This is a genomic window from Rhodoplanes tepidamans, from assembly GCF_030813915.1.
GTDB classification, from domain to species: domain Bacteria; phylum Pseudomonadota; class Alphaproteobacteria; order Rhizobiales; family Xanthobacteraceae; genus Rhodoplanes; species Rhodoplanes tepidamans.
The window spans coordinates 63,627-80,766 of sequence record NZ_JAUSUJ010000021.1; the positions used below are offsets into that span (position 1 = coordinate 63,627).

Genomic DNA, 17,140 nt, shown 5'->3' on the forward strand with positions numbered 1-17,140 from the left:
TTGCGTTTTATCCGTCTGGTTGTGAGTCGCCTAATGCCTTGGGGCGATACTGCGCGCCGAGAGGTGCCGCATGTCCGGACTGTTCATCCGATTTCTCGACGATCTTCGGGCCGCGACGGCGATCGAGTACGGCCTGATGGCCGGCCTGATCGCCCTCGCCATCATCGCAGCCGTCGGCACCACGGGCGAGCAGCTGCTGGCCGCCCTGCACGTGCTTCTGGACTATTTCGTCAGCCTGGGATTCTGACGCCGCCGAGCGCCGCCGGGGCGATCGTCCATCCTCCGCCCGACCGAGTTGCATTATGTTGACTGAGTCACGTATGTTGAGGCTGTCGGCATCGATATGCGGGCGTTGAGACATGAGCACCACGGGCCCCGGGGATGAACGAGCCAATGTCGCGGTGGTCGGACTCGGCGGAATCGGCGGGGTGGTGGCCGGCCTGCTCGGCCGGGCGGGGCGGCACGACATCGTTGCTTGCGTACGCCGGCCGTTGGACCGCCTCACCGTCGAGCACCCGGACGGAGCCTTCGACGTCGCGCTGCGTGGTCTCGTCGAGCCTGCAGCGGCGAACCCGGTCGACTGGGTGATCTTGTGCACGAAGGCGCACGAGACTGCTTCGGCCGCGCCGTGGCTCGCCCGCCTCTGCGCCACGCGGACCCGAATCGCCGTCCTCCAGAACGGCATCCATCCGGTCCGCCGGGTGGGACCGTTCGCCGGACCCGCCCGGGTGGTGCCCACCGTCGTTTATTACAACGGCGAGCGCCTGGCGTCCGCCGGGGTGCGGATGCGTCGCGCCGGCCCGTGGGACCTCGCGATCGGCGACGACGGCGACGGTCGTGCGCTGGCGGCACTGCTCGACGGCACGGGGCTGCGGCTGCTGATCACGCCCGACCTCGCGACGCTGGCCTGGAAGAAGCTTCTCCTCAACGTGACGGCCAACCCGATCACGGCCCTGACGATGCAACGTCAGTCGGTGTTGCGGCGGGACGATGTCCGGGCGCTGTGTCTGGCCGTGCTCGAGGAGGCCGCCGCGGTCGGCCGCGCCGACGGCGCCGATCTCGCCGCCGACGAGCCGGTGCGCGCCTTCGCGTATCTGATGAACTATCCGCCCGAAGCGGGAACCTCGATGTACTACGACCGATTGGCCGGGCGCGGTTTCGAGGTCGACGCGCTCACCGGCGCGGTGGTCGCCGCGGGCGAACGCCATGGAGTCCCGACGCCGCTCAACCGGGCCTTCCTCGCCCTGCTGCGGGCGATCAGCGACGCGGCTTCGAACGCCGGCGTGACGCGGGCGGCGGGGTGAGCTCGGTGCGTTCGGCTTAGATCCGCGTGCCTCAGAAATCCTTCAGCAGGCGCTCGATGTAGTCGAGCTCGAGCTGCGGGCGCAGCGGGTCGGCGAAGCGGCGGCGCAGCTCCTCGAGGATTCTCCGGGCCCGCTGGACGTCGATCTCGCCCGGCACCTTGACGGTGGTGTCGTCGCCGTAGTCGCGGCCGCGCAACGGGCGGCCGAGGGGATCGGTGTCTTGCTGGGCGCGCATCTGGCCGCGCCCCGGCCGGCCCGGGCCGGGGCCCTGGCCCATCTGCTGCTGGAGCTGCTGGGCGAGGCCCTGGGCGCCCTTGCGGAGCGCGTCGAGCGCCCGGCCCTGGCTGTCGACCGCGCCGTCCGAATTGCCCTGGCCGAGCTCGCCGGCGGCGTCGCCCATCGATTCCTCGGCGCGGCCGAACTGGTCGCCGCCCGGCTGCTCGCCCTGGCCGTCCTGCGGCTGGCCGAGGCCCTTCTGGCGAAGCTGCTCCATCAGCTTCTTGAGCTGGTCGCGGAGCGCCTGCTGGTTCTGCTGGAGCTGGCTGTAGTCGCCCGGGTCGCCCGGCTGCTCGCCCTCCGGCGGCTGGCCGCGGCGGCCGCGCTGGCCCCGCTGCCCGCGCTGGTCCTGCCCCTGCTGGAAGGTGCGGTCGCGGAGCTGCTGCTGCTTGCGGATCATGTCGCCGAGCTCGTCGAGCGCCGACATCATGTCGTCGTCCATGTCGCCCTGCTGGCCGGGACGGGCCATCTGCAGGTTCTCCATCATGGACTGGAGCTGGTCGAGGAGGGCGCGGGCGGCGTCGCGGGCGCCGGAGCGGGCGAGCTGCTCCAGCCGGTCCAGCATGCTCTGCAGATCCTGCGAACGCAGCTCCCGCGCGTTGCGGTCGAGCGGCCGCGCCATCTGCGGGTTCTTGCGGAGTTCCTCGGCGAGCGCCTGCATGAACTGCTGCATGGCGGCCCGCAGTTCCTCCATCAGCTTCTTGAGCTCCTCGTCGCTGGCGCCGCGCTCCAGCGCCTGGCGCAGCGCCTCCTGGGCATTGCGCAGACGCTGCTCGGCGTCGGCGACGTTGCCGTCCTCGAGCTGGACCGCCATCGCCCACAGCTCGTTGACCACCTCGCGCAGGTCGTCGTCGGTCTTCGCGCGGGCGAGCGTGTAGAAGATCGAGCGCAGGCCGACATAGGTGCCGGCCTCGGGAGTGAAGCGGTCGGGCGCGATGGCCAGGGCATCGAGCGCCACCGCGACGGTGTCGCGGCTGTCGGCGTCGAGCGCCAGATTGCGGCGCTGCTCGATCAGGGCGCGGGCCAGCGGCTTGACGAACAGGCGCTCGGGCAGGCGCAGCTCGACGGGCTCGCTGCGGCCTTCGTTGCCGCCCTCGTCCTTGCCGGTCAGCGTCAGGGTGACCTCGGCACCGGCCCAGGGGTTCTCGGTGAGATCCTTGGTGGTCTGGCCGACGCCGTTGCGGGTGCGGGCCTGCGGCAGCGTCAGGGCGAAGTCGGGCGGATCGAACAACGGCCGTGCGGCAGCGCCCGGCTTGGCGGTGACGGCGGCCCGCGCCTCGACCACCCCGTAGTCGTCTTCGAGTCTATAGCTGAGCTGGAGCGACCCCCGCGCCTGCGGCTCGGGATCCTTGGTGAGCGCGATCGTCGGGGCCCGGTCCGGGGTGGCGACGAAGCTCCAGGCGAGGTCGTGGCCGGTGCCGCGCACCGTCGCGGTGCCGCGCTCCTTGATGGTGAAGCGGCGCTCCTCGGCGCCGGCGGGCGCCTTGGTGGCGGGGTCGGGGGCAGCCTCGACGAGGCCACCCGTGGTCGAGACGTCGAGGCCCGCCTGGCCGCTCGCCCGGATCACCAGCACGCTGCCGGCCGGCACGGTCACGGAGGCCGGAATGCCGGCCTGGGCGGTTTCGCCGGGGCGGACGCCGGGCAGGATCACGGGCGGACGGCCCGTGTAAACGGGGGGCGACACCCAGGCGTCGAGCCGGAAGTTGCTGGGCACCACGGCGCTCTGCCAGTCGAACGCCGCGGCGAACCGCCGCGTGCGGTCGCCGCCGGCCGAGACGAAGGATACGGCGACCAGCAGCAGCACCAGCATGCGGACCGCGAAGGGGTCGCGGCCCATCAGCCGCGGCGCCGGCACGCCGACCTTGAAGGCCCGGGCGGCGGCGAGCGAACGCTCCACATGGGCGCGCCAGAGAGCGAGTGCCCACGGGTCCTCGGCCGGGGTGGCGATGGTATCGGCGGCGGCCGTCGCCGGCCGGTGGGCGAGGCCCGATTCTCGGTCGAGGCGGGCGAGGCCGACGGTCCGATCCGGAAACCGCAGCCGCGCCAGCGGCACCAGCGCCGCGATCAGCAGCCCCACGAAGCCGAGCAGGCCGATCGCCCGGCCGACCGGCGGCAGCCACAGCCACAGCCCGAGCCAGGAGGCGGCCAGGAAGGCGCCGACCACGGTGGCGAGCAGCGCGACCGCGGGCCACAGCCGCTCCCACAGCAACGCCCAGCGGGCGCGGGCCAGCGCCGCGCCGAGCGTGTCGGCGGTGCGGTCGGGCGTGGACGCGGCGGGCGTGTCGGCGGCTTGCTTGTCGGGGGCTGGGGTCTGATCGCTCAAACGGCTCTCCGGGGGTGTCGCCTCTCGGCTATAACACGCGACAATCCAGGCTGGCATGCGGGCGCGGCCGAAATGCGTCGGATCACGGCATTGTCAGGCCTTGCCCAGCGAGTGGTCAGGCAAGTTACGGGCCGGGCAGAGGCAGCACCCGCATCCGTGCTCTCGCCGGGTCGATGGACGGGAGCGCGCCGCGCACGAGATCGGGCTCGGCTTTTCGGAGCGCTGCCAGGATCATTGCACCGATGGCACCCGGCGTGAGCAGGTCGCTGCGGACCTGGACGACGCTGGGACGTCGTCGCCCAGATCCGGCCAGCACGGCTCCGAAATCCAGATCGCTGGTCAGCAGGACGTGGTCGTGATCGGCCGCCCATTGCAGCACCTCCTCGTCCGGTGCCTTCCCGGGCCCGATCTCGGACCAGTGCTGCGCTGGATACCCGGCCTTCTGGAGGAACCGCGTCCAGGCCGGCGAGAGATTCATGTCGACCAGGAATCTCATCGGCTGGCGGTCAGGTCGACCTCGCGCTCCTCGGCCCGCCACGCGGCATAACGAAGCGCTTCGAGTACGTCCTCGCGCTGGAGATACGGATAATCCGTGAGGATCTGATCGATGCTCTGGCCGGCAGCGATCTGCCCGACGATCGTGCCGACCGTGACCCGGAGGCCGCGGATGCAGGGCTTGCCGCCCATGACGGCGGGATCGCGCGTGATGCGGGTGAGCTGATCCATCGTGGGTTCCGTGCGCTCGCCGGACCTGCCGCGAAGATTAGCTCAAACCCTCGTCCGCCGCATCCCGCTCGCGAAATCCTCTACAGCCAACCCGGCAGCGTGTCGCGGGCGATGATCTCCTCGACCGCGAGGCGCGGGCGGACGACGGCCCAGTCGGCCTCGTTCACCAGCACCTCGGGGACGAGCGGGCGGGTGTTGTAGGTGCCGGCCTGCACGGCCCCGTAGGCGCCGGCCGTCATCACGGCGATCAGGTCGCCCGGCTTCGGCTCCGGCATGTCGCGGTCGAGCGCCAGGAAGTCGCCCGACTCGCAGACCGGGCCGACCACGTCGGCGACGAGGCTCGGCGTGCCGGCTGCAGGCGCGACCACCGGCCGCAGGGCGTGAAAGGCGTCGTAGAGGGTCGGGCGGACGAGGTCGTTCATGGCGGCGTCGACGATCACGAAGGTCTTGGCCTCGCCGCGCTTCACGTAGATCACCCGGGTCACCAGGATGCCGGCATTGCCGACCAGCAGCCGGCCCGGCTCGAACAGCAGCCGGCAGCCGAGATCGCGCGTCGCCTCCTTGACCACGGCCGCGTAGGCCTCCGGGTGCGGCGGCTCGTCCTCGCTCTCGTCGTAGGGAATGCCCAGACCGCCCCCGAAATCGATGTGCGAGATGGCGTGGCCGTCGGCCCGCAGGGTGCGGACGAAGTCGGCCAGCAGCGCGAAGGCGTCGCGGAACGGGCCGAGCGCCGTGATCTGGCTTCCGATATGCATGTCGACGCCCTCGACCCGTACGCCGGGGAGGCGGGCCGCCCGGGCGTAGACGTCGCGGGCGCGAGAAATCGGGATGCCGAACTTGTTCTCGGCCTTGCCGGTCGAGATCTTCTCGTGGGTGCCGGCATCGACGTCCGGGTTGACCCGCAGCGAGATGCCGGCGCGCCGGTCCTTCTGCGCCGCGATCGCGGACAGCAGGTCCAGCTCCGGCTCGGACTCGACGTTCACGCACAGAATGCCGGTGTCGACCGCGAGCGCCAGCTCGTCGGCGGTCTTGCCGACGCCGGAGAACATGATCCGCTCGGGCGGGATGCCGGCCGCGAGCGCCCGCTTCAGCTCGCCGCCCGACACCACGTCGGCGCCGGCGCCGAGCTTTGCGAGCGTGCGGATCACGGCCTGGTTGGAGTTCGCCTTCATGGCGTAGCAGATCGTCGCCGGGACGTCGGCGAAGGCCTCGGCGAACACCCGGTAGTGCCGGGTCAGGGTGGCGGTCGAGTAGCAGTAGAACGGTGTCCCGACCGCCTCGGCGATCCGGACGAGATCGACCGCCTCGGCGTGCAGCACGCCGTCGCGATACTGGAAATGGTGCATGGGCGCCTCGGGCGGGAGCGGTGTCGGCGCGGCATCATGGCGGGCGCGCCCCGGCCGGGGCCGGGACGGGTGTCGCGACGTGCAGGCGCGTGCCAGCGTTTAGTTCAAAGCCGCTCAGTTGAGAAGCGGATCGAGCGGGAAGCTGCGCTGACGGGCCGGCGGCAGGGTCATCTGCTGCTGTTGCGGCGTCATGTCGGGCACCAGCGTCGGTGAGCGCCAGCCCTGCTGCTCGGCGGCCGGCGGCGGCGGGGCCGCCTGGGCGGAGGGCGGTGGGTCGAGCGAACTCTTGCGGCCGCAGCCGGCGAGACCGAGCGCGCCAGCCAAGGCGACGATCGTCAGCACCCTGATCATGTGCGTCCGGCTCACGACCCTGTCGCCCCCACCTGTCGCCCCCATGGGTCCCCACTCCGTGCGGCGAAACGCCCGCCGCCACGCAGGAGAAACTGCGGCGGTCGGTCACCATTGCCGACCCTACAGCATCTGGACGCGAAATTCGGGCCTTTTCAGGAGGCCGAGGGCGTTTTCGCCGCGACCGTGTGATCCGTGCATCAGCTCTCCCGACGCATCTGACGCCGGAACCGCATCTCCCGGGTGCGGTTGTCCCAGCGCAACCGCTTCGAAGCTGTAAGCCATTGAGGAGGCATCGGAATGCCGTCGACCACCAACCTGATCCGCGCCGGGGTTCTGGCCCTGGGCGTGACCGCTCTCGCCGCTCCCGCGCTCGCCCAGACCGGCAATCCCAACAATCCGACCGGCTCCGAGGTGCCGAACAACGTGCCGCCGAAGGGCAACATCGGCACCAGCGGCTCGACCGGCGGCGTCGGCCAGCCGGGGGTGGCCCCCCGTGCCCCGATGGGCACCACCGGGGCAGGGTCGGGGACCAATTCGCTCGGCGATTCGCAGCGTCCGAGCACGATGCCGCCGGCGGCGACCGGTGCTCCGGCCGAGAACCTCGGTGCGCGCGGTTCGAACGCTCCGAGCAACGTGCCGAACCCCGGCCCGAAGGGCAATATCGGCGGCAACTGATCGACTTCGCCGCTGTTCGAGCGCGAGCCGAACGGCAGGGCCGGCCCCGGGCAACCGGGCGTCGGCCTTGGCGTGTCCGGGGCCCTCAGGTCTCGGCGGCGAGCCGGTCGAGCCAGCCTTGCGCCTGCGCCCGGACATTGTCGGGGGCGGTGCCGCCATAGCTGGCGCGGCTCTTCACGGCGCTGTCGACGGTCAGCACATCGAATACCGCGGCCGTGATGCGCGGCTCCACGGCCTGCATGGCGTCGAGCGGAAGCTCCGCGATGTCGAGGCCGGCCTTCTCGGCGGCCTGGACGATGCGGCCCGTGACGTGGTGGGCGTCGCGGAACGGCATGCCGAGCACCCGAACGAGCCAGTCGGCCAGGTCCGTCGCGGTGGCGTAGCCGGCCCCGGCGGCGGCGCGCATGCGCGCGGCGTCGGGCGTCATGTCGCGCACCATCCCGGCCATGGCGACGAGCGACAGTTCGAGCGCCGCGAGGGCGTCCATGGCGCCTTCCTTGTCCTCCTGCATGTCCTTCTGGTAGGCGAGCGGCAGCCCCTTCATCACCATCAGCAGCGCGGTCAGCGACCCGCAGATGCGGCCGGTCTTGGCCCGCACCAGCTCGGCCGCGTCCGGATTGCGCTTCTGGGGCATGATCGACGAGCCGGTCGTGAACGCGTCGGTCAGCTTCAGGAAGCCGACCAGCGGCGACGTCCAGATCACGATCTCTTCGGCGAAGCGCGACAGGTGAACCGAGGCGATCGCCGCGGCCGCGAGCGTCTCGAGGACGAAGTCGCGATCCGAGACGGCATCGAGCGAGTTCGCGGTGGGACGAGAAAAGCCGAGCGCCGCCGCGGTCTTGTGGCGGTCGAGCGGGAACGAGGTGCCGGCCAGCGCGGCCGAGCCGAGCGGGCACTCGTTGAGCCGCGCCCGAGCGTCGGCGAAGCGGCCGCGGTCGCGGCCCGCCATCTCGACATAGGCGAGCAGGTGGTGGCCGAACGTCACCGGCTGGGCGGTCTGCAGATGCGTGAAGCCCGGCATCACGGTGTCGGCGTTCGCCAGCGCCTTCTCGGCGAGGGCCTGCTGGTAGTCGGCCAAGAGCGCGTCGATGCCGTCGATGGCGTCGCGCACGAACAGCTTGAAGTCGGTCGCCACCTGGTCGTTGCGCGACCTGGCCGTGTGCAGCCGGCCGGCCGGCTCGCCGATCAGCGTCTTGAGCCGCGATTCCACGTTCATGTGGATGTCTTCGAGGGCGCGGCTGAATTCGAAGCTGCCGGCCTCGATCTCGGCCAGGACGGCGTCGAGCCCCTTGGCGATCGCCTCCGCGTCGGCCGCCGAAATGATGCCCTGATCGGCGAGCATGCCGGCATGCGCCTTGCTCGCAGCGATGTCCTGCCTGTACAGCTTGCGGTCGAAATCGATCGAGGCATTGATCTCGGCCATGATCGCGGCGGGCTCGCTTTCGAACCGGCCGCCCCACATCTTGTTGCTCATTCCGCGTTCCTAGCAGTGTCCGCCCATGGCCGATGATCCCGTGACGACGTCCGAGACCCCGGAGACCGCGCCGCCGCCGCCGCGCCGGCCGCGAAAAGCCCTGCTGGTCGGGCTCGCGCTCGGCGTCGCCGTCGCGGTCGGCGCCGGGGCGGTATACGGCCTGTCGGGTTTCGGGCGCAATCCGCAGCCTGTCGCCTGCGCCCCCGCGCTCGATCTCGCCAAGCGCGTCGCGCCGCTCGCCCGCGGCGAGGTGGCGGCCGTGGCCGTCGCCGACACGCCGAGATCCCTGCAGCACCTCGCCTTTGTGGACGGGACCGGGACCCCGCGGACGCTCGCCGACTGGAAGGGGCGCACCGTGCTCCTCAACCTGTGGGCGACGTGGTGCGTGCCGTGCCGCAAGGAGATGCCGGCGCTCGACGCCCTCCAACGCCAGGCGGGAAGCGAGCGGTTCGAGGTGGTCGCCGTGAACGTGGACACCCGCAATCCCGACAAGCCGCGGGTGTGGCTGAAGGAGGTCGGGATCGACGGGCTCGCCTACTACGCGGATCCGAGCGGCAAGGTCCTGCGCGAGCTCGGCGCCTTCGGGTTGCCGACCACCGTGCTGGTCGACCCGTCGGGCTGCACGGTGGCGACGCTGGCCGGGCCGGCCGAATGGGCGAGCCCGGATGCGCTCGCTCTGGTGAGGGCGGCGCTGGCCCGCTGACGGGCCCGTGGCGTCGCCCGTGGTCAGTAGACCAGGACGGGCGCCTTCCCGATCAGCGACCGGTCGCCGATCTGGCCGACGAGGAAATCGGCCACGTCCTCCCGCGAGACGAGCCCGTTGCGCCACTGCTTCTTCTCGACCAGGACGCGGTACTCCCGCGTTCGATGGCCGTTGGTCAGCACCCCGGGGCGGGCGATCGTCCAGTCCAGCCCGCTCTCCTTGATCAGCCTCTCCTGGCGGCTCTTGTCGTCGTAGGCGCGGCCGAAGACCAGGACGAACGGCCCGTACTGGATCAGGTTGATGCTGCTGCGGCTTTCTCCCGCCCCGAACCCGGTGACGCTGATCAGGCGCCGGACGCGATGCGTCTCCATCGCGGCGATCAGGTGCTTCGTCGATTCGGAGAAGAGGCGGACCGGCCCGATCATGTCCGCGAGGCCGATGCCCAGCGCCTGGATCACGACGTCCATGCCCTGGACCGCCGCCGCCACGTCGTCGCGCTTCAACGCATTGCCCCGCACGATCTCCAGCCCGGGGGCGGGCTTGATTCTCGGCGCCGACCGGGCGAAGGCGCGGACCTCGTGCCCGGCAGCCAGCGCCTGAATCATGGTTTCGAATCCGATGCCCTTGGACGCACCGACGATCAGGACACGGGCCATTCCGGGATCCTTCGACTGGACGCAGCGGATCGTGCCGGACGCCGCGAGGCGGCGCCTACGGACACCCTGCTGTAATGACGTAGGCGGCCGGTCGGATCACCGCCTGCGCGCCGGACTCCGATCAATTTCACCCGATGCCGGAACCGGCCGAGGACGTTCCTCCGGCATGCCGGCGGCCTGTGTGCTTCACCGCCTTCGAGAACAAGCGATCCGGTGCGAGCGCACGTCATGCATCGCTCGGGTCCGTTCGAACACGATGCGTTCTCGAAGAGCCTGACCGCTCCACCGCGGCCAGCGGCGAGCCGGACGCAAGCGCCGGCGGCCGGCCGTCGGCATGGACGCTAGACGGTAATGTCGAGCGCGCGGCCGACGCCGGCGGCGACGTTGGCGAGCCGCTGCCCGTTCTCGGCGGCGGCCTCGACCAGCTTGGCGATGTCGGCTTCCTGCTGGGCGTTCATCTTCATCATCTTGGCCGCGACGCCGATCTGGGCCTCGCCGGTCCTGGCGCCGATCGCCGCTCCCGCAACTGCCGTGGTGTCCATCGCGTCCCTGCCTTGTTCTGGGCGGCGGCGGCGGCGAGGCCGCGCCGGAGAATGAGAATCGTCGCGACCGTCAGGCCGACATGTCGAGCTGCGTCTTGGCGATCTTGGCCTGCAGCTCCGCCTGGACGCGCACCGCGGCGCGCTTCGCCGCGATCTCGCCCATGCCCGTGCCGAGCGTGGTCGCCGTGTCGGCGAACGTGTAGCTGACCGCAGCCAGGTTGGCCGCGACGTTGCTGTTGAACGCCTTCTGCTTGGCGCGCCAGTTCGTCACCTGCGAATACGCGGTCGGCGTCGACACCCAGTTGAACTGTGACGAGACGATTCCCATCGGTCCGCTCCTCGGCCGGAATCCTAGGCGTCCGGCCGTTAACGAACCGTCACCAGGCGCGAGAAGACCGCGGGGCAGCCCTGCTATTTCACCACGCCCGAAACGCAGCACGGGCGCTTGCGGGGCGCCGGAATGCGGCTCTTGAGGTAGCAGCGCGGGGCCGGGCCGACATAGCCGGCGCGCAGGAATGTCCACGCCCGGCAGCGGCTCTCGCCCTCGCAGGCGGCCTTGCAGGTCTGCCAGGAGGCGTCGGCGGTGAGGTCGAGGGTCTGGTAGTCGCCGCCGGCCCGGTCGATGCCGATCTCGGCGCCGCCGTCGTTCGATTCGATCACTCCGGCGCCCTTGACGCCGGAGGCGCAGCAGGGGTCGGCGACCCGGGGCTGCACCTGGGCCTTGAGCCGGCAGACGGCGCCGTGCTCGGCGGTCGGATAGGCGAAGCTCCAGGCCCGGCAGCGGCCGTCGCGCTCGCAGCGGGCGGCGCAGACGGCCGGATCGGCGTTGCGGACTGCGAAGGTCGAATAGTCGCTGCCCGGCCGGTCCCAGCCGACCTGGGCGCCGGCGGGACGGTCGGCCCACGCCAGCAGGGCGAGAGCGACGGCGGCGGCGAGACCGAGAAGACCGCAGCGGCGGGCGGACAGACGGGAAACGGCCGACACTGTGCCTCGCGTCATCGTCGGTCGCCCCGCTCGAAGGCCATGACTCGCCCGGCTGCTCCGGGTCGAGATCTAGCGCAAATGCCGTCGGCCGAACAGGCGGCCCGGCCGCGGGAGGCGGGGCGCCGCCGTGCCGCTCAGGCGGTCAGCGGCACCACCGTGGCGCCGAGCGCGCCGACGAGATCGGCCGGCTTCATCTCGACCTGCAGGCCGCGGCGGCCCCCGTTCAGCACCACGGTCGGATGTTCGAGGGCCGTCTGCTCGACGAAAACGCGAACACGTTTCTTCTGGCCGAAGGGCGAGATGCCGCCGACGTGGTAGCCGGTGATCCGCTCGGCCTCGGCGGGCGGCAGCATGTCGGCGTGCTTCGCCCCGGCCGCGGCCGCGAGCTTCTTGAGGCTGACCTCGTGGTCGGACGGCAGGACGACGCAGACCGGCTCGCGATCGGCCCGCGCCATCAGCGTCTTGAGGACCCGGGCCGGATCCAGGCCGAGCGCCTCGGCCGCCTGCAGACCGATGCGCGGGGCGTCCGGATCGTAGTCGTACTCGCGCAGCGAGAAGGCGATTCCCGCTTTCTCCAGGGCCTGGGTGGCCGGCGTTCCCTTCGCCATGCTGTCCCCCGACGAGATGCGTGCGTCAGTAGGCGTACTCGTTGAACACCGGGTCGACCGAGCCGCCCCAGGCGCCGTGGAACTTGTCCAGCAGTTCCTCGGCCGGGGTGCGGCCGCGCTCGGCGATCTGCTCGAGCGGCGCCAGGTAGCGTGTCTCGTCGCGCCCCATCCAGTCCTGCCGGTTCCGCCGCGCCAGACCGGCACGGGCGAGCGCCAGGGCTTCGCGTGCCAGCGCGAGCACGCTGCGGCCGGCGATCGTCGCGGCGAAGCCGAGCCGCGGCACCTCGTCGCGAAGCATCTGGCGCTCCTCGGCGGTCCAGCCCTTCACGATCTCCCAGGCTGCGTCCAGATTGGCGTCGTCGTAGAGCAGGCCGACCCAGAAGGCCGGCAGCGACGGTAGGCTCCGCCACGGCACCGCGTCGGATCCGCGCATCTCGAGGTATCGCTTGAGCCGCACCTCGGGAAAGATCGTCGAGATATGGTTCGCCCAGTCCGACAGGGTGGGGCGCTCGCCCGGCAGCTCGGCCAGCTTGCCGTCCAGGAGGTCACGGAAGGAGCGTCCCGCGACGTCGATGTAGCGGTCGCCGCGCTTGACGAAGTACATCGGCACGTCGAGCGCGTAGTCGACCCAGCGCTCGTAGCCCATGCCGGGTTCGAACGCCCAGGGCAGCATGCCGGAGCGGTCGGCGTCGGTGTCGCGCCAGATCTCGGAGCGGAACGAGAGAAAGCCGTTCGGCTTGCCCTCGGTGAACGGCGAGTTGGCGAACAGGGCGGTCGCTATCGGCTGCAGCGCCAGAGAGACGCGCAGCTTCTTCACCATGTCGGCTTCCGACGAGAAGTCGAGATTGGTCTGCACCGTGCACGTCCGGTACATCATGTCGAGGCCGAGCCTGCCGACCTTCGGCATGTAGCTCGTCATGATGCGGTAGCGGCCCTTCGGCATCACCGCCATCTCGGTGCGGGTCCAGGTCGGCGCCATGCCGAGGCCGAGGAACCCGATGCCGAGCGGCGCCGCCACCTCGCGCAGCTGGGCGAGATGCGCCTGCAGCTCCGAGCAGGTCTGGTGGATGGTCTCCTCGGGCGCGCCGGAGAGCTCGAACTGGCCGCCGGGCTCGAGCGAGATCGCGCCGCCCTTGGTGACGTCGACGAGCCCGATGATGTGGCCCGCCTCCATGATCGGCTCCCAGCCGAGAATCATCTGCATGCCCTCGAGCAGGGCACGGATGCCGCGCGGGCCCTCGTAGGGCAGCGGCTCGTGGCGGGCGATCGTGAACGGGAACTTTTCGTGCTCGGTGCCGATCCGGAACCGGTCCTTCGGCTTCTCGCCGGCTGCGAACCACGCGACCAGCTCGTCACGCGACTGGAGCGGCGTCATATCGATCACGTCACGAGCCATGGAACGTCCCGGTGGGCAGAGGCGCGGCGACCTTACACACCCCGGACGAAAGAGCAACGTGCCGGAGCTGCACCCTTTTTCGGGGTTGCATGCCGGCCGGACCGCCCACCTCGCGGCGCGGCCCGGCCGGGCGCCGCAAGGTAACCGCATTTCCGGGAAAAATTTTTCCGGCCCGAAACTTGTGCTAGACGGGACCGATCGAGACCGGATGAAGCGGAGCAGCGAGCCGATCGTGACGCGTGCGAGACAGGACCGGCCTGTGTCCCGCCCGGCGGCGGCGCGCCGCCGTGCGCCGTGCGTATCGGCGGTCGTTCTGCTGGCCGGCGCCCTGCTCGGCGGATGCGCCCAGAATCTCGACCTCGGCATCCTCTACGCGGCACCCGGCAAGTACGACTATCTCCGCTGCCAGGATCTGCCCGCCCGGCTCGCCGGCGCGGTCGCCCGCGAGAAGCAGCTCAACGACCTCATCGCCCGCGCCAACCAGGAGCCGGGCGGCCAGGTGGTCAGCACCGCCGCCTACTCGGCCGACCTCGCCCAGGCCCGCGCCGAGCAGAAGATGCTGCGCCAGACCGCCGTGGACAAGAACTGCGGCTCGATCGAGCCCGGCGCCCCGGCGCCGGCGGGAGCAGCGGCACCGGCACCCGCGCCTGCCGCCGTGCAGCAGCGGCGGTGAGATCGAGGCCCGTCTTCCGGGCTCGCCGCTGCGCGGCACCCCGGAAGGGCCGCGGTCAGGGCTTGCGGCTCAGCAGGAACACCGCCTGCTCGCCGAACAGGTTCCAGAACCACCAGGGGGCGTCGATCTTCAGGGCCGTGCCCCACGGGTCGAGCGCGACGGCGCGCTCCATGCGGGCGCCGACCAGCGCGCACATGTCGTTGAAGTCCTTGATGGTGCAGAAGTGGATGTTGGGCGTGTCGTACCACGTCTCGGGCAGGTTCGCGGTGCGCGGCATGCGGCCGTAGAACAGGAGCTGCAGGCGGATGCGCCAGTGGCCGAAGTTCGGGAACGACACGATGGCGTGCCGGCCGATCCGCAGCATGTGCTCGATCACGTCACGCGGCCGCCGCGTCGCCTGCAGGGTCTGTGACAGGATCACATAGTCGAAGGCGTCGTCCGGATAGCTGGCGAGATCGGTGTCGGCGTCGCCCTGCACGACGGCGAGACCCTTGGCGACGCACTCGTTGACGCCCTCGCGCGACAATTCGATGCCCCGCCCGTCGACCCCACGCGCCTCCAGGAGGCGCAGGAGCTCGCCGTCGCCACAGCCGACGTCGAGGACGCGGGAGCCCGGCTCGACCATCTCCGACACCTGGAGCAGGTCGACGCGGGCGCCGCCCGGGCCGCGGACGGTCTCGGCCATGGTGAGGTCGCGCGGCGCGCGGGACAGCATCACGGCGACATCCTCACGATACGATCCTCACAGCGATCTCTCCTCACCTGACGATGCCCCGGGCGCGGCCGGCCGAATCGAGGAAGCCGCGCACGATCCCGAGCAGCTCCGGCTCGTCGAGCAGGAAGGCGTCGTGGCCCTTGTCGGTCTCGATCTCGGCGAACGAGACACGGGCCCCACCGGCGTTCAGCGCGTGCACCACGGCGCGCGACTCCGAGGTCGGGAACAGCCAGTCGCTGGTGAAGGAGATCACGCAGAAGCGCGTGCGGGTGCCCTTGAAGGCCTTGGCCAGCACGCCGCCGTGATCGGCGGCGAGATCGAAGTAGTCCATGGCCCGGGTGAGATAGAGATAGCTGTTGGCGTCGAAGCGCTCGACGAAGGTCGAGCCCTGGTGGCGGAGATAGCTCTCCACCTCGAAATCGGCCTCGAACGAGAAGGTCGGGTTCTCGCGGTCCTGGAACCGGCGGCCGAACTTCCGGTGCAGCGCCGTGTCGGACAGATAGGTGATGTGGGCGCCCATGCGGGCCACCGAAAGGCCGCGCCGCGGGCTGGTGCCTTCGACGAAATAACGGCCGTTCCGCCATTCCGGGTCGGCCATCACGGCCTGCCGGCCGACCTCGTGGAAGGCGATGTTCTGGGCCGAATGGCGCGTCGCGGTGGCGATCGGCAGCGCCGAGAAGACACGCTCCGGATAGCTCGAGCACCATTCGAGAACCTGCATGCCGCCCATCGACCCGCCGACCACGGCGAACAGCGAGTCGATGCCGAGATGGTCGAGCAGCATGGTCTGGGCCCGCACCATGTCCTTGATGGTGATGACCGGGAAGTCGAGCCCGTAGGGTTCGCCGGTCAGCGGGTTGGTCGAGGAGGGCCCCGACGTGCCCATGCAGCCGCCGACCACGTTCGAGCAGATGACGAAGTAGCGGTCGGTGTCGATCGGCCGCCCGGGGCCGACCATGATGTCCCACCAGCCGCCCTTGCCGGTCACCGGATGAACGTTGGCGACGTGCTGGTCGCCGGTCAGCGCGTGGCAGATCAGGACGGCGTTGCTCTTCTCGGCGTCGAGGCTGCCATAGGTCTGGTAGGCGATCTGGAACGGCGAGAACGCCACGCCGCAATCGAGCTGCAGCGGCTTGCGATGGTCGAACACGGCGAGCTGCGAGCGCGGATGGTCGGCTTCGCGCACGAGAACCGGCAGCTTGGTCTCGGCCTTCTTCGTCTCGGCCTTGGCGGGGGTCGTGCTCATCGCGGTGGGGACGGGCCTCCCGAGGATGTCGCACCCGAGGGGTGCCCGCCCGGGTGTCGCAACTGGTCGAGCCGGCCATGGTCGGCGGAAACCGGGGTTTCGGCAACCGGATTCCGCCGCCGCGCGGCGCCCGGACGCGACACGGGCCGGGCTTAAATAGGGCGGAGCGGCGTCCTGTCAATGTTTTCTTTGCGTTCGCACCGGCAGCAAATTATCAACCACCTCCGTGAGATGGGCGGAAAGCCCGCGCCCGGAGACCGCCATGGAAGCGAAAGCCCCCGTCCCCTCGCTCGCCGCCCTGCGGGCCGAGATCGACCGCATCGACGAGGCCATGCACCGCCTGCTGATGGAGCGCGGCGACATCATCGCCCGGCTGATCGAGGTGAAGCGCACGGCCGAGACCGGCTCGGCGTTCCGGCCGGCCCGCGAGGCCGAGATGATGCGCCGCCTGGTCGAGCGCCACCGCGGAATTCTGCCGCTCGACACGGCCGAGAGCATCCTTCGCGTGATCATCGCGACGTTCACCTACGTGCAGGCGCCGTACCGCGTGCACGCCGACCTCTCGACCGGCGAGGCGGCGATGCGCGACAGCGCCCGCTTCCATTTCGGCTTCACGGTGCCGTTCGAGGGGCATCTCGGCGCCGCCGGCGTGATCCGGGCGCTCGACGGCGCCCATGGCGACCTCGGCCTGGTGCCGGCGGCCGGAACGGCAGCCGGGGCCTGGTGGGCCGCCCTGGAGGCGGCGGACGCTCCGAAGATCATCGCCCGGCTGCCGTTCGTCGAGCGCGCCGACCACCCGGCCGGCCTGCCGGTCTTCGCCATCGCGCGGCCGCACCCGGACGCGCTGGTCACCGAGGTGCGGCTGCACAGCGTCCGCGTCTCGGGCTGGAGCCTGAAGGCTGCGCAGGCGGCCGGAATGCTCGCAGAGGTTGTTTCTGCGCCGGACGGCGCCTTCGATGGGGCAGCGCTCCTCGTATCGGTCCCGGCCGGCCGCACCATCGACGAGGTCGTGGCGGCCCTGATCGGGGCGGGGGCCTCGGTACGCTCGCAGACCCTCGTCGGCGGCCACGCGACCCGCTATACCGTCTCGGCGGAAGGCGCCCTGGTTCCGACCGGGCACTGACCGACCGCGCCATCCGAGT

General features: G+C 70.9%; 20 protein-coding genes. 6 read left to right on the forward strand and 14 right to left on the reverse strand.

The window, feature by feature from the left end; genetic code table 11:
* Positions 1-70 precede the first annotated feature (70 nt).
* Together J2S22_RS22370 and J2S22_RS22375 are read left to right on the forward strand one after the other, a co-directional pair.
* Complete coding sequence (locus J2S22_RS22370) at positions 71-247, forward strand: Flp family type IVb pilin (protein ID WP_272777398.1); 177 nt, start codon at positions 71-73, stop codon at positions 245-247.
* 112 nt (positions 248-359) lie between these two features.
* The gene (locus J2S22_RS22375; RefSeq protein ID WP_272777397.1) at positions 360-1,304 is read left to right on the forward strand and encodes a 2-dehydropantoate 2-reductase; all 945 of its coding nucleotides are present in this window, start codon (positions 360-362) and stop codon (positions 1,302-1,304) included.
* A gap of 31 nt (positions 1,305-1,335) precedes the next feature.
* Here the strand turns inward: J2S22_RS22375 and J2S22_RS22380 are convergent, their stop codons facing one another.
* The 5 genes from J2S22_RS22380 to lptM all read right to left on the reverse strand — a co-directional run bounded on the left by J2S22_RS22380 (position 1,336) and on the right by lptM (position 6,341).
* The gene (locus J2S22_RS22380) at positions 1,336-3,903 is read right to left on the reverse strand and encodes a TIGR02302 family protein (RefSeq protein WP_272777396.1); all 2,568 of its coding nucleotides are present in this window, start codon (positions 3,901-3,903) and stop codon (positions 1,336-1,338) included.
* Positions 3,904-4,027: 124 nt separating this feature from the next.
* The gene (locus tag J2S22_RS22385; RefSeq protein WP_272777395.1) at positions 4,028-4,381 is read right to left on the reverse strand and encodes a DUF5615 family PIN-like protein; all 354 of its coding nucleotides are present in this window, start codon (positions 4,379-4,381) and stop codon (positions 4,028-4,030) included.
* Positions 4,382-4,395: 14 nt separating this feature from the next.
* Positions 4,396-4,629, reverse strand: coding sequence for a DUF433 domain-containing protein (locus J2S22_RS22390; protein WP_272777394.1), 234 nt, complete (start codon positions 4,627-4,629; stop codon positions 4,396-4,398).
* 80 nt (positions 4,630-4,709) lie between these two features.
* Positions 4,710-5,975, reverse strand: coding sequence for a diaminopimelate decarboxylase (gene lysA, locus J2S22_RS22395; RefSeq protein ID WP_272777393.1), 1,266 nt, complete (start codon positions 5,973-5,975; stop codon positions 4,710-4,712).
* Between the two features lie 114 nt (positions 5,976-6,089).
* Positions 6,090-6,341 (reverse strand): LPS translocon maturation chaperone LptM, encoded by a 252-nt coding sequence (gene lptM / locus J2S22_RS22400; RefSeq protein WP_272777392.1) that lies wholly within the window; start codon positions 6,339-6,341, stop codon positions 6,090-6,092.
* A gap of 282 nt (positions 6,342-6,623) precedes the next feature.
* On the opposite strand from lptM, the gene J2S22_RS22405 reads away from it, so the two are divergent.
* The gene (locus J2S22_RS22405; RefSeq protein ID WP_272777391.1) at positions 6,624-7,001 is read left to right on the forward strand and encodes a hypothetical protein; all 378 of its coding nucleotides are present in this window, start codon (positions 6,624-6,626) and stop codon (positions 6,999-7,001) included.
* Between the two features lie 85 nt (positions 7,002-7,086).
* Here J2S22_RS22405 and argH read toward each other — a convergent pair whose 3' ends face one another.
* Positions 7,087-8,475: an argininosuccinate lyase gene (gene argH, locus J2S22_RS22410; RefSeq protein WP_272777390.1), complete on the reverse strand. Its 1,389-nt coding sequence runs from the start codon at positions 8,473-8,475 to the stop codon at positions 7,087-7,089.
* Between the two features lie 25 nt (positions 8,476-8,500).
* Between argH and tlpA the strand changes: the two genes are divergently transcribed.
* On the forward strand, positions 8,501-9,178 hold the full coding sequence (gene tlpA / locus J2S22_RS22415; protein WP_272777389.1) for a thiol:disulfide interchange protein TlpA: 678 nt from the start codon (positions 8,501-8,503) through the stop codon (positions 9,176-9,178).
* A 23-nt stretch (positions 9,179-9,201) separates the two neighbouring features.
* Here the strand turns inward: tlpA and J2S22_RS22420 are convergent, their stop codons facing one another.
* The 6 genes from J2S22_RS22420 to J2S22_RS22445 all read right to left on the reverse strand — a co-directional run bounded on the left by J2S22_RS22420 (position 9,202) and on the right by J2S22_RS22445 (position 13,364).
* Positions 9,202-9,834 carry an NAD(P)-dependent oxidoreductase gene (locus tag J2S22_RS22420; RefSeq protein WP_272777388.1) on the reverse strand — a complete coding sequence of 211 codons (633 nt, stop codon included), beginning with the start codon at positions 9,832-9,834 and terminating at the stop codon, positions 9,202-9,204.
* Positions 9,835-10,175: 341 nt separating this feature from the next.
* The gene (locus J2S22_RS22425) at positions 10,176-10,376 is read right to left on the reverse strand and encodes a hypothetical protein (protein ID WP_272777387.1); all 201 of its coding nucleotides are present in this window, start codon (positions 10,374-10,376) and stop codon (positions 10,176-10,178) included.
* 70 nt (positions 10,377-10,446) lie between these two features.
* On the reverse strand, positions 10,447-10,704 hold the full coding sequence (locus tag J2S22_RS22430) for a hypothetical protein (RefSeq protein WP_272777386.1): 258 nt from the start codon (positions 10,702-10,704) through the stop codon (positions 10,447-10,449).
* An 83-nt stretch (positions 10,705-10,787) separates the two neighbouring features.
* Positions 10,788-11,360 carry a PAN domain-containing protein gene (locus J2S22_RS22435; RefSeq protein WP_272777385.1) on the reverse strand — a complete coding sequence of 191 codons (573 nt, stop codon included), beginning with the start codon at positions 11,358-11,360 and terminating at the stop codon, positions 10,788-10,790.
* Positions 11,361-11,494: 134 nt separating this feature from the next.
* On the reverse strand, positions 11,495-11,968 hold the full coding sequence (gene ybaK / locus J2S22_RS22440) for a Cys-tRNA(Pro) deacylase (RefSeq protein ID WP_272777384.1): 474 nt from the start codon (positions 11,966-11,968) through the stop codon (positions 11,495-11,497).
* Between the two features lie 25 nt (positions 11,969-11,993).
* Positions 11,994-13,364: a glutamate--cysteine ligase gene (locus tag J2S22_RS22445; RefSeq protein ID WP_272777383.1), complete on the reverse strand. Its 1,371-nt coding sequence runs from the start codon at positions 13,362-13,364 to the stop codon at positions 11,994-11,996.
* Between the two features lie 259 nt (positions 13,365-13,623).
* On the opposite strand from J2S22_RS22445, the gene J2S22_RS22450 reads away from it, so the two are divergent.
* Positions 13,624-14,037, forward strand: a complete 414-nt coding sequence (locus J2S22_RS22450; protein ID WP_272777382.1) for a hypothetical protein — start codon at positions 13,624-13,626, stop codon at positions 14,035-14,037.
* Positions 14,038-14,092: 55 nt separating this feature from the next.
* Here J2S22_RS22450 and metW read toward each other — a convergent pair whose 3' ends face one another.
* Together metW and metX are read right to left on the reverse strand one after the other, a co-directional pair.
* The gene (metW, locus tag J2S22_RS22455) at positions 14,093-14,722 is read right to left on the reverse strand and encodes a methionine biosynthesis protein MetW (protein WP_272777449.1); all 630 of its coding nucleotides are present in this window, start codon (positions 14,720-14,722) and stop codon (positions 14,093-14,095) included.
* 73 nt (positions 14,723-14,795) lie between these two features.
* Entirely contained in the window at positions 14,796-15,998 is a 1,203-nt protein-coding gene (metX, locus tag J2S22_RS22460) for a homoserine O-acetyltransferase MetX (protein WP_272777381.1), read from the reverse strand.
* Positions 15,999-16,260: 262 nt separating this feature from the next.
* On the opposite strand from metX, the gene J2S22_RS22465 reads away from it, so the two are divergent.
* Positions 16,261-17,121, forward strand: coding sequence for a chorismate mutase (locus tag J2S22_RS22465; protein WP_272777380.1), 861 nt, complete (start codon positions 16,261-16,263; stop codon positions 17,119-17,121).
* The last annotated feature ends 19 nt before the right edge of the window (positions 17,122-17,140 follow it).

Excerpts from the sequence above, each read along its gene's own strand:
- J2S22_RS22370 (WP_272777398.1), top strand. The coding sequence starts at position 71 with ATGTCCGGACTGTTCATCCGATTTCTCGACGATCTTCGGGCCGCGACG.
- J2S22_RS22375 (WP_272777397.1), top strand. The coding sequence starts at position 360 with ATGAGCACCACGGGCCCCGGGGATGAACGAGCCAATGTCGCGGTGGTC.
- J2S22_RS22385 (WP_272777395.1), bottom strand. The coding sequence starts at position 4,381 with ATGAATCTCTCGCCGGCCTGGACGCGGTTCCTCCAGAAGGCCGGGTAT.
- J2S22_RS22390 (WP_272777394.1), bottom strand. The coding sequence starts at position 4,629 with ATGGATCAGCTCACCCGCATCACGCGCGATCCCGCCGTCATGGGCGGC.
- lysA (WP_272777393.1), bottom strand. The coding sequence starts at position 5,975 with ATGCACCATTTCCAGTATCGCGACGGCGTGCTGCACGCCGAGGCGGTC.
- J2S22_RS22405 (WP_272777391.1), top strand. The coding sequence starts at position 6,624 with ATGCCGTCGACCACCAACCTGATCCGCGCCGGGGTTCTGGCCCTGGGC.
- argH (WP_272777390.1), bottom strand. The coding sequence starts at position 8,475 with ATGAGCAACAAGATGTGGGGCGGCCGGTTCGAAAGCGAGCCCGCCGCG.
- tlpA (WP_272777389.1), top strand. The coding sequence starts at position 8,501 with ATGGCCGATGATCCCGTGACGACGTCCGAGACCCCGGAGACCGCGCCG.
- J2S22_RS22420 (WP_272777388.1), bottom strand. The coding sequence starts at position 9,834 with ATGGCCCGTGTCCTGATCGTCGGTGCGTCCAAGGGCATCGGATTCGAA.
- J2S22_RS22425 (WP_272777387.1), bottom strand. The coding sequence starts at position 10,376 with ATGGACACCACGGCAGTTGCGGGAGCGGCGATCGGCGCCAGGACCGGC.
- J2S22_RS22430 (WP_272777386.1), bottom strand. The coding sequence starts at position 10,704 with ATGGGAATCGTCTCGTCACAGTTCAACTGGGTGTCGACGCCGACCGCG.
- ybaK (WP_272777384.1), bottom strand. The coding sequence starts at position 11,968 with ATGGCGAAGGGAACGCCGGCCACCCAGGCCCTGGAGAAAGCGGGAATC.
- J2S22_RS22445 (WP_272777383.1), bottom strand. The coding sequence starts at position 13,364 with ATGGCTCGTGACGTGATCGATATGACGCCGCTCCAGTCGCGTGACGAG.
- metW (WP_272777449.1), bottom strand. The coding sequence starts at position 14,722 with ATGGCCGAGACCGTCCGCGGCCCGGGCGGCGCCCGCGTCGACCTGCTC.
- metX (WP_272777381.1), bottom strand. The coding sequence starts at position 15,998 with ATGAGCACGACCCCCGCCAAGGCCGAGACGAAGAAGGCCGAGACCAAG.
- J2S22_RS22465 (WP_272777380.1), top strand. The coding sequence starts at position 16,261 with ATGGAAGCGAAAGCCCCCGTCCCCTCGCTCGCCGCCCTGCGGGCCGAG.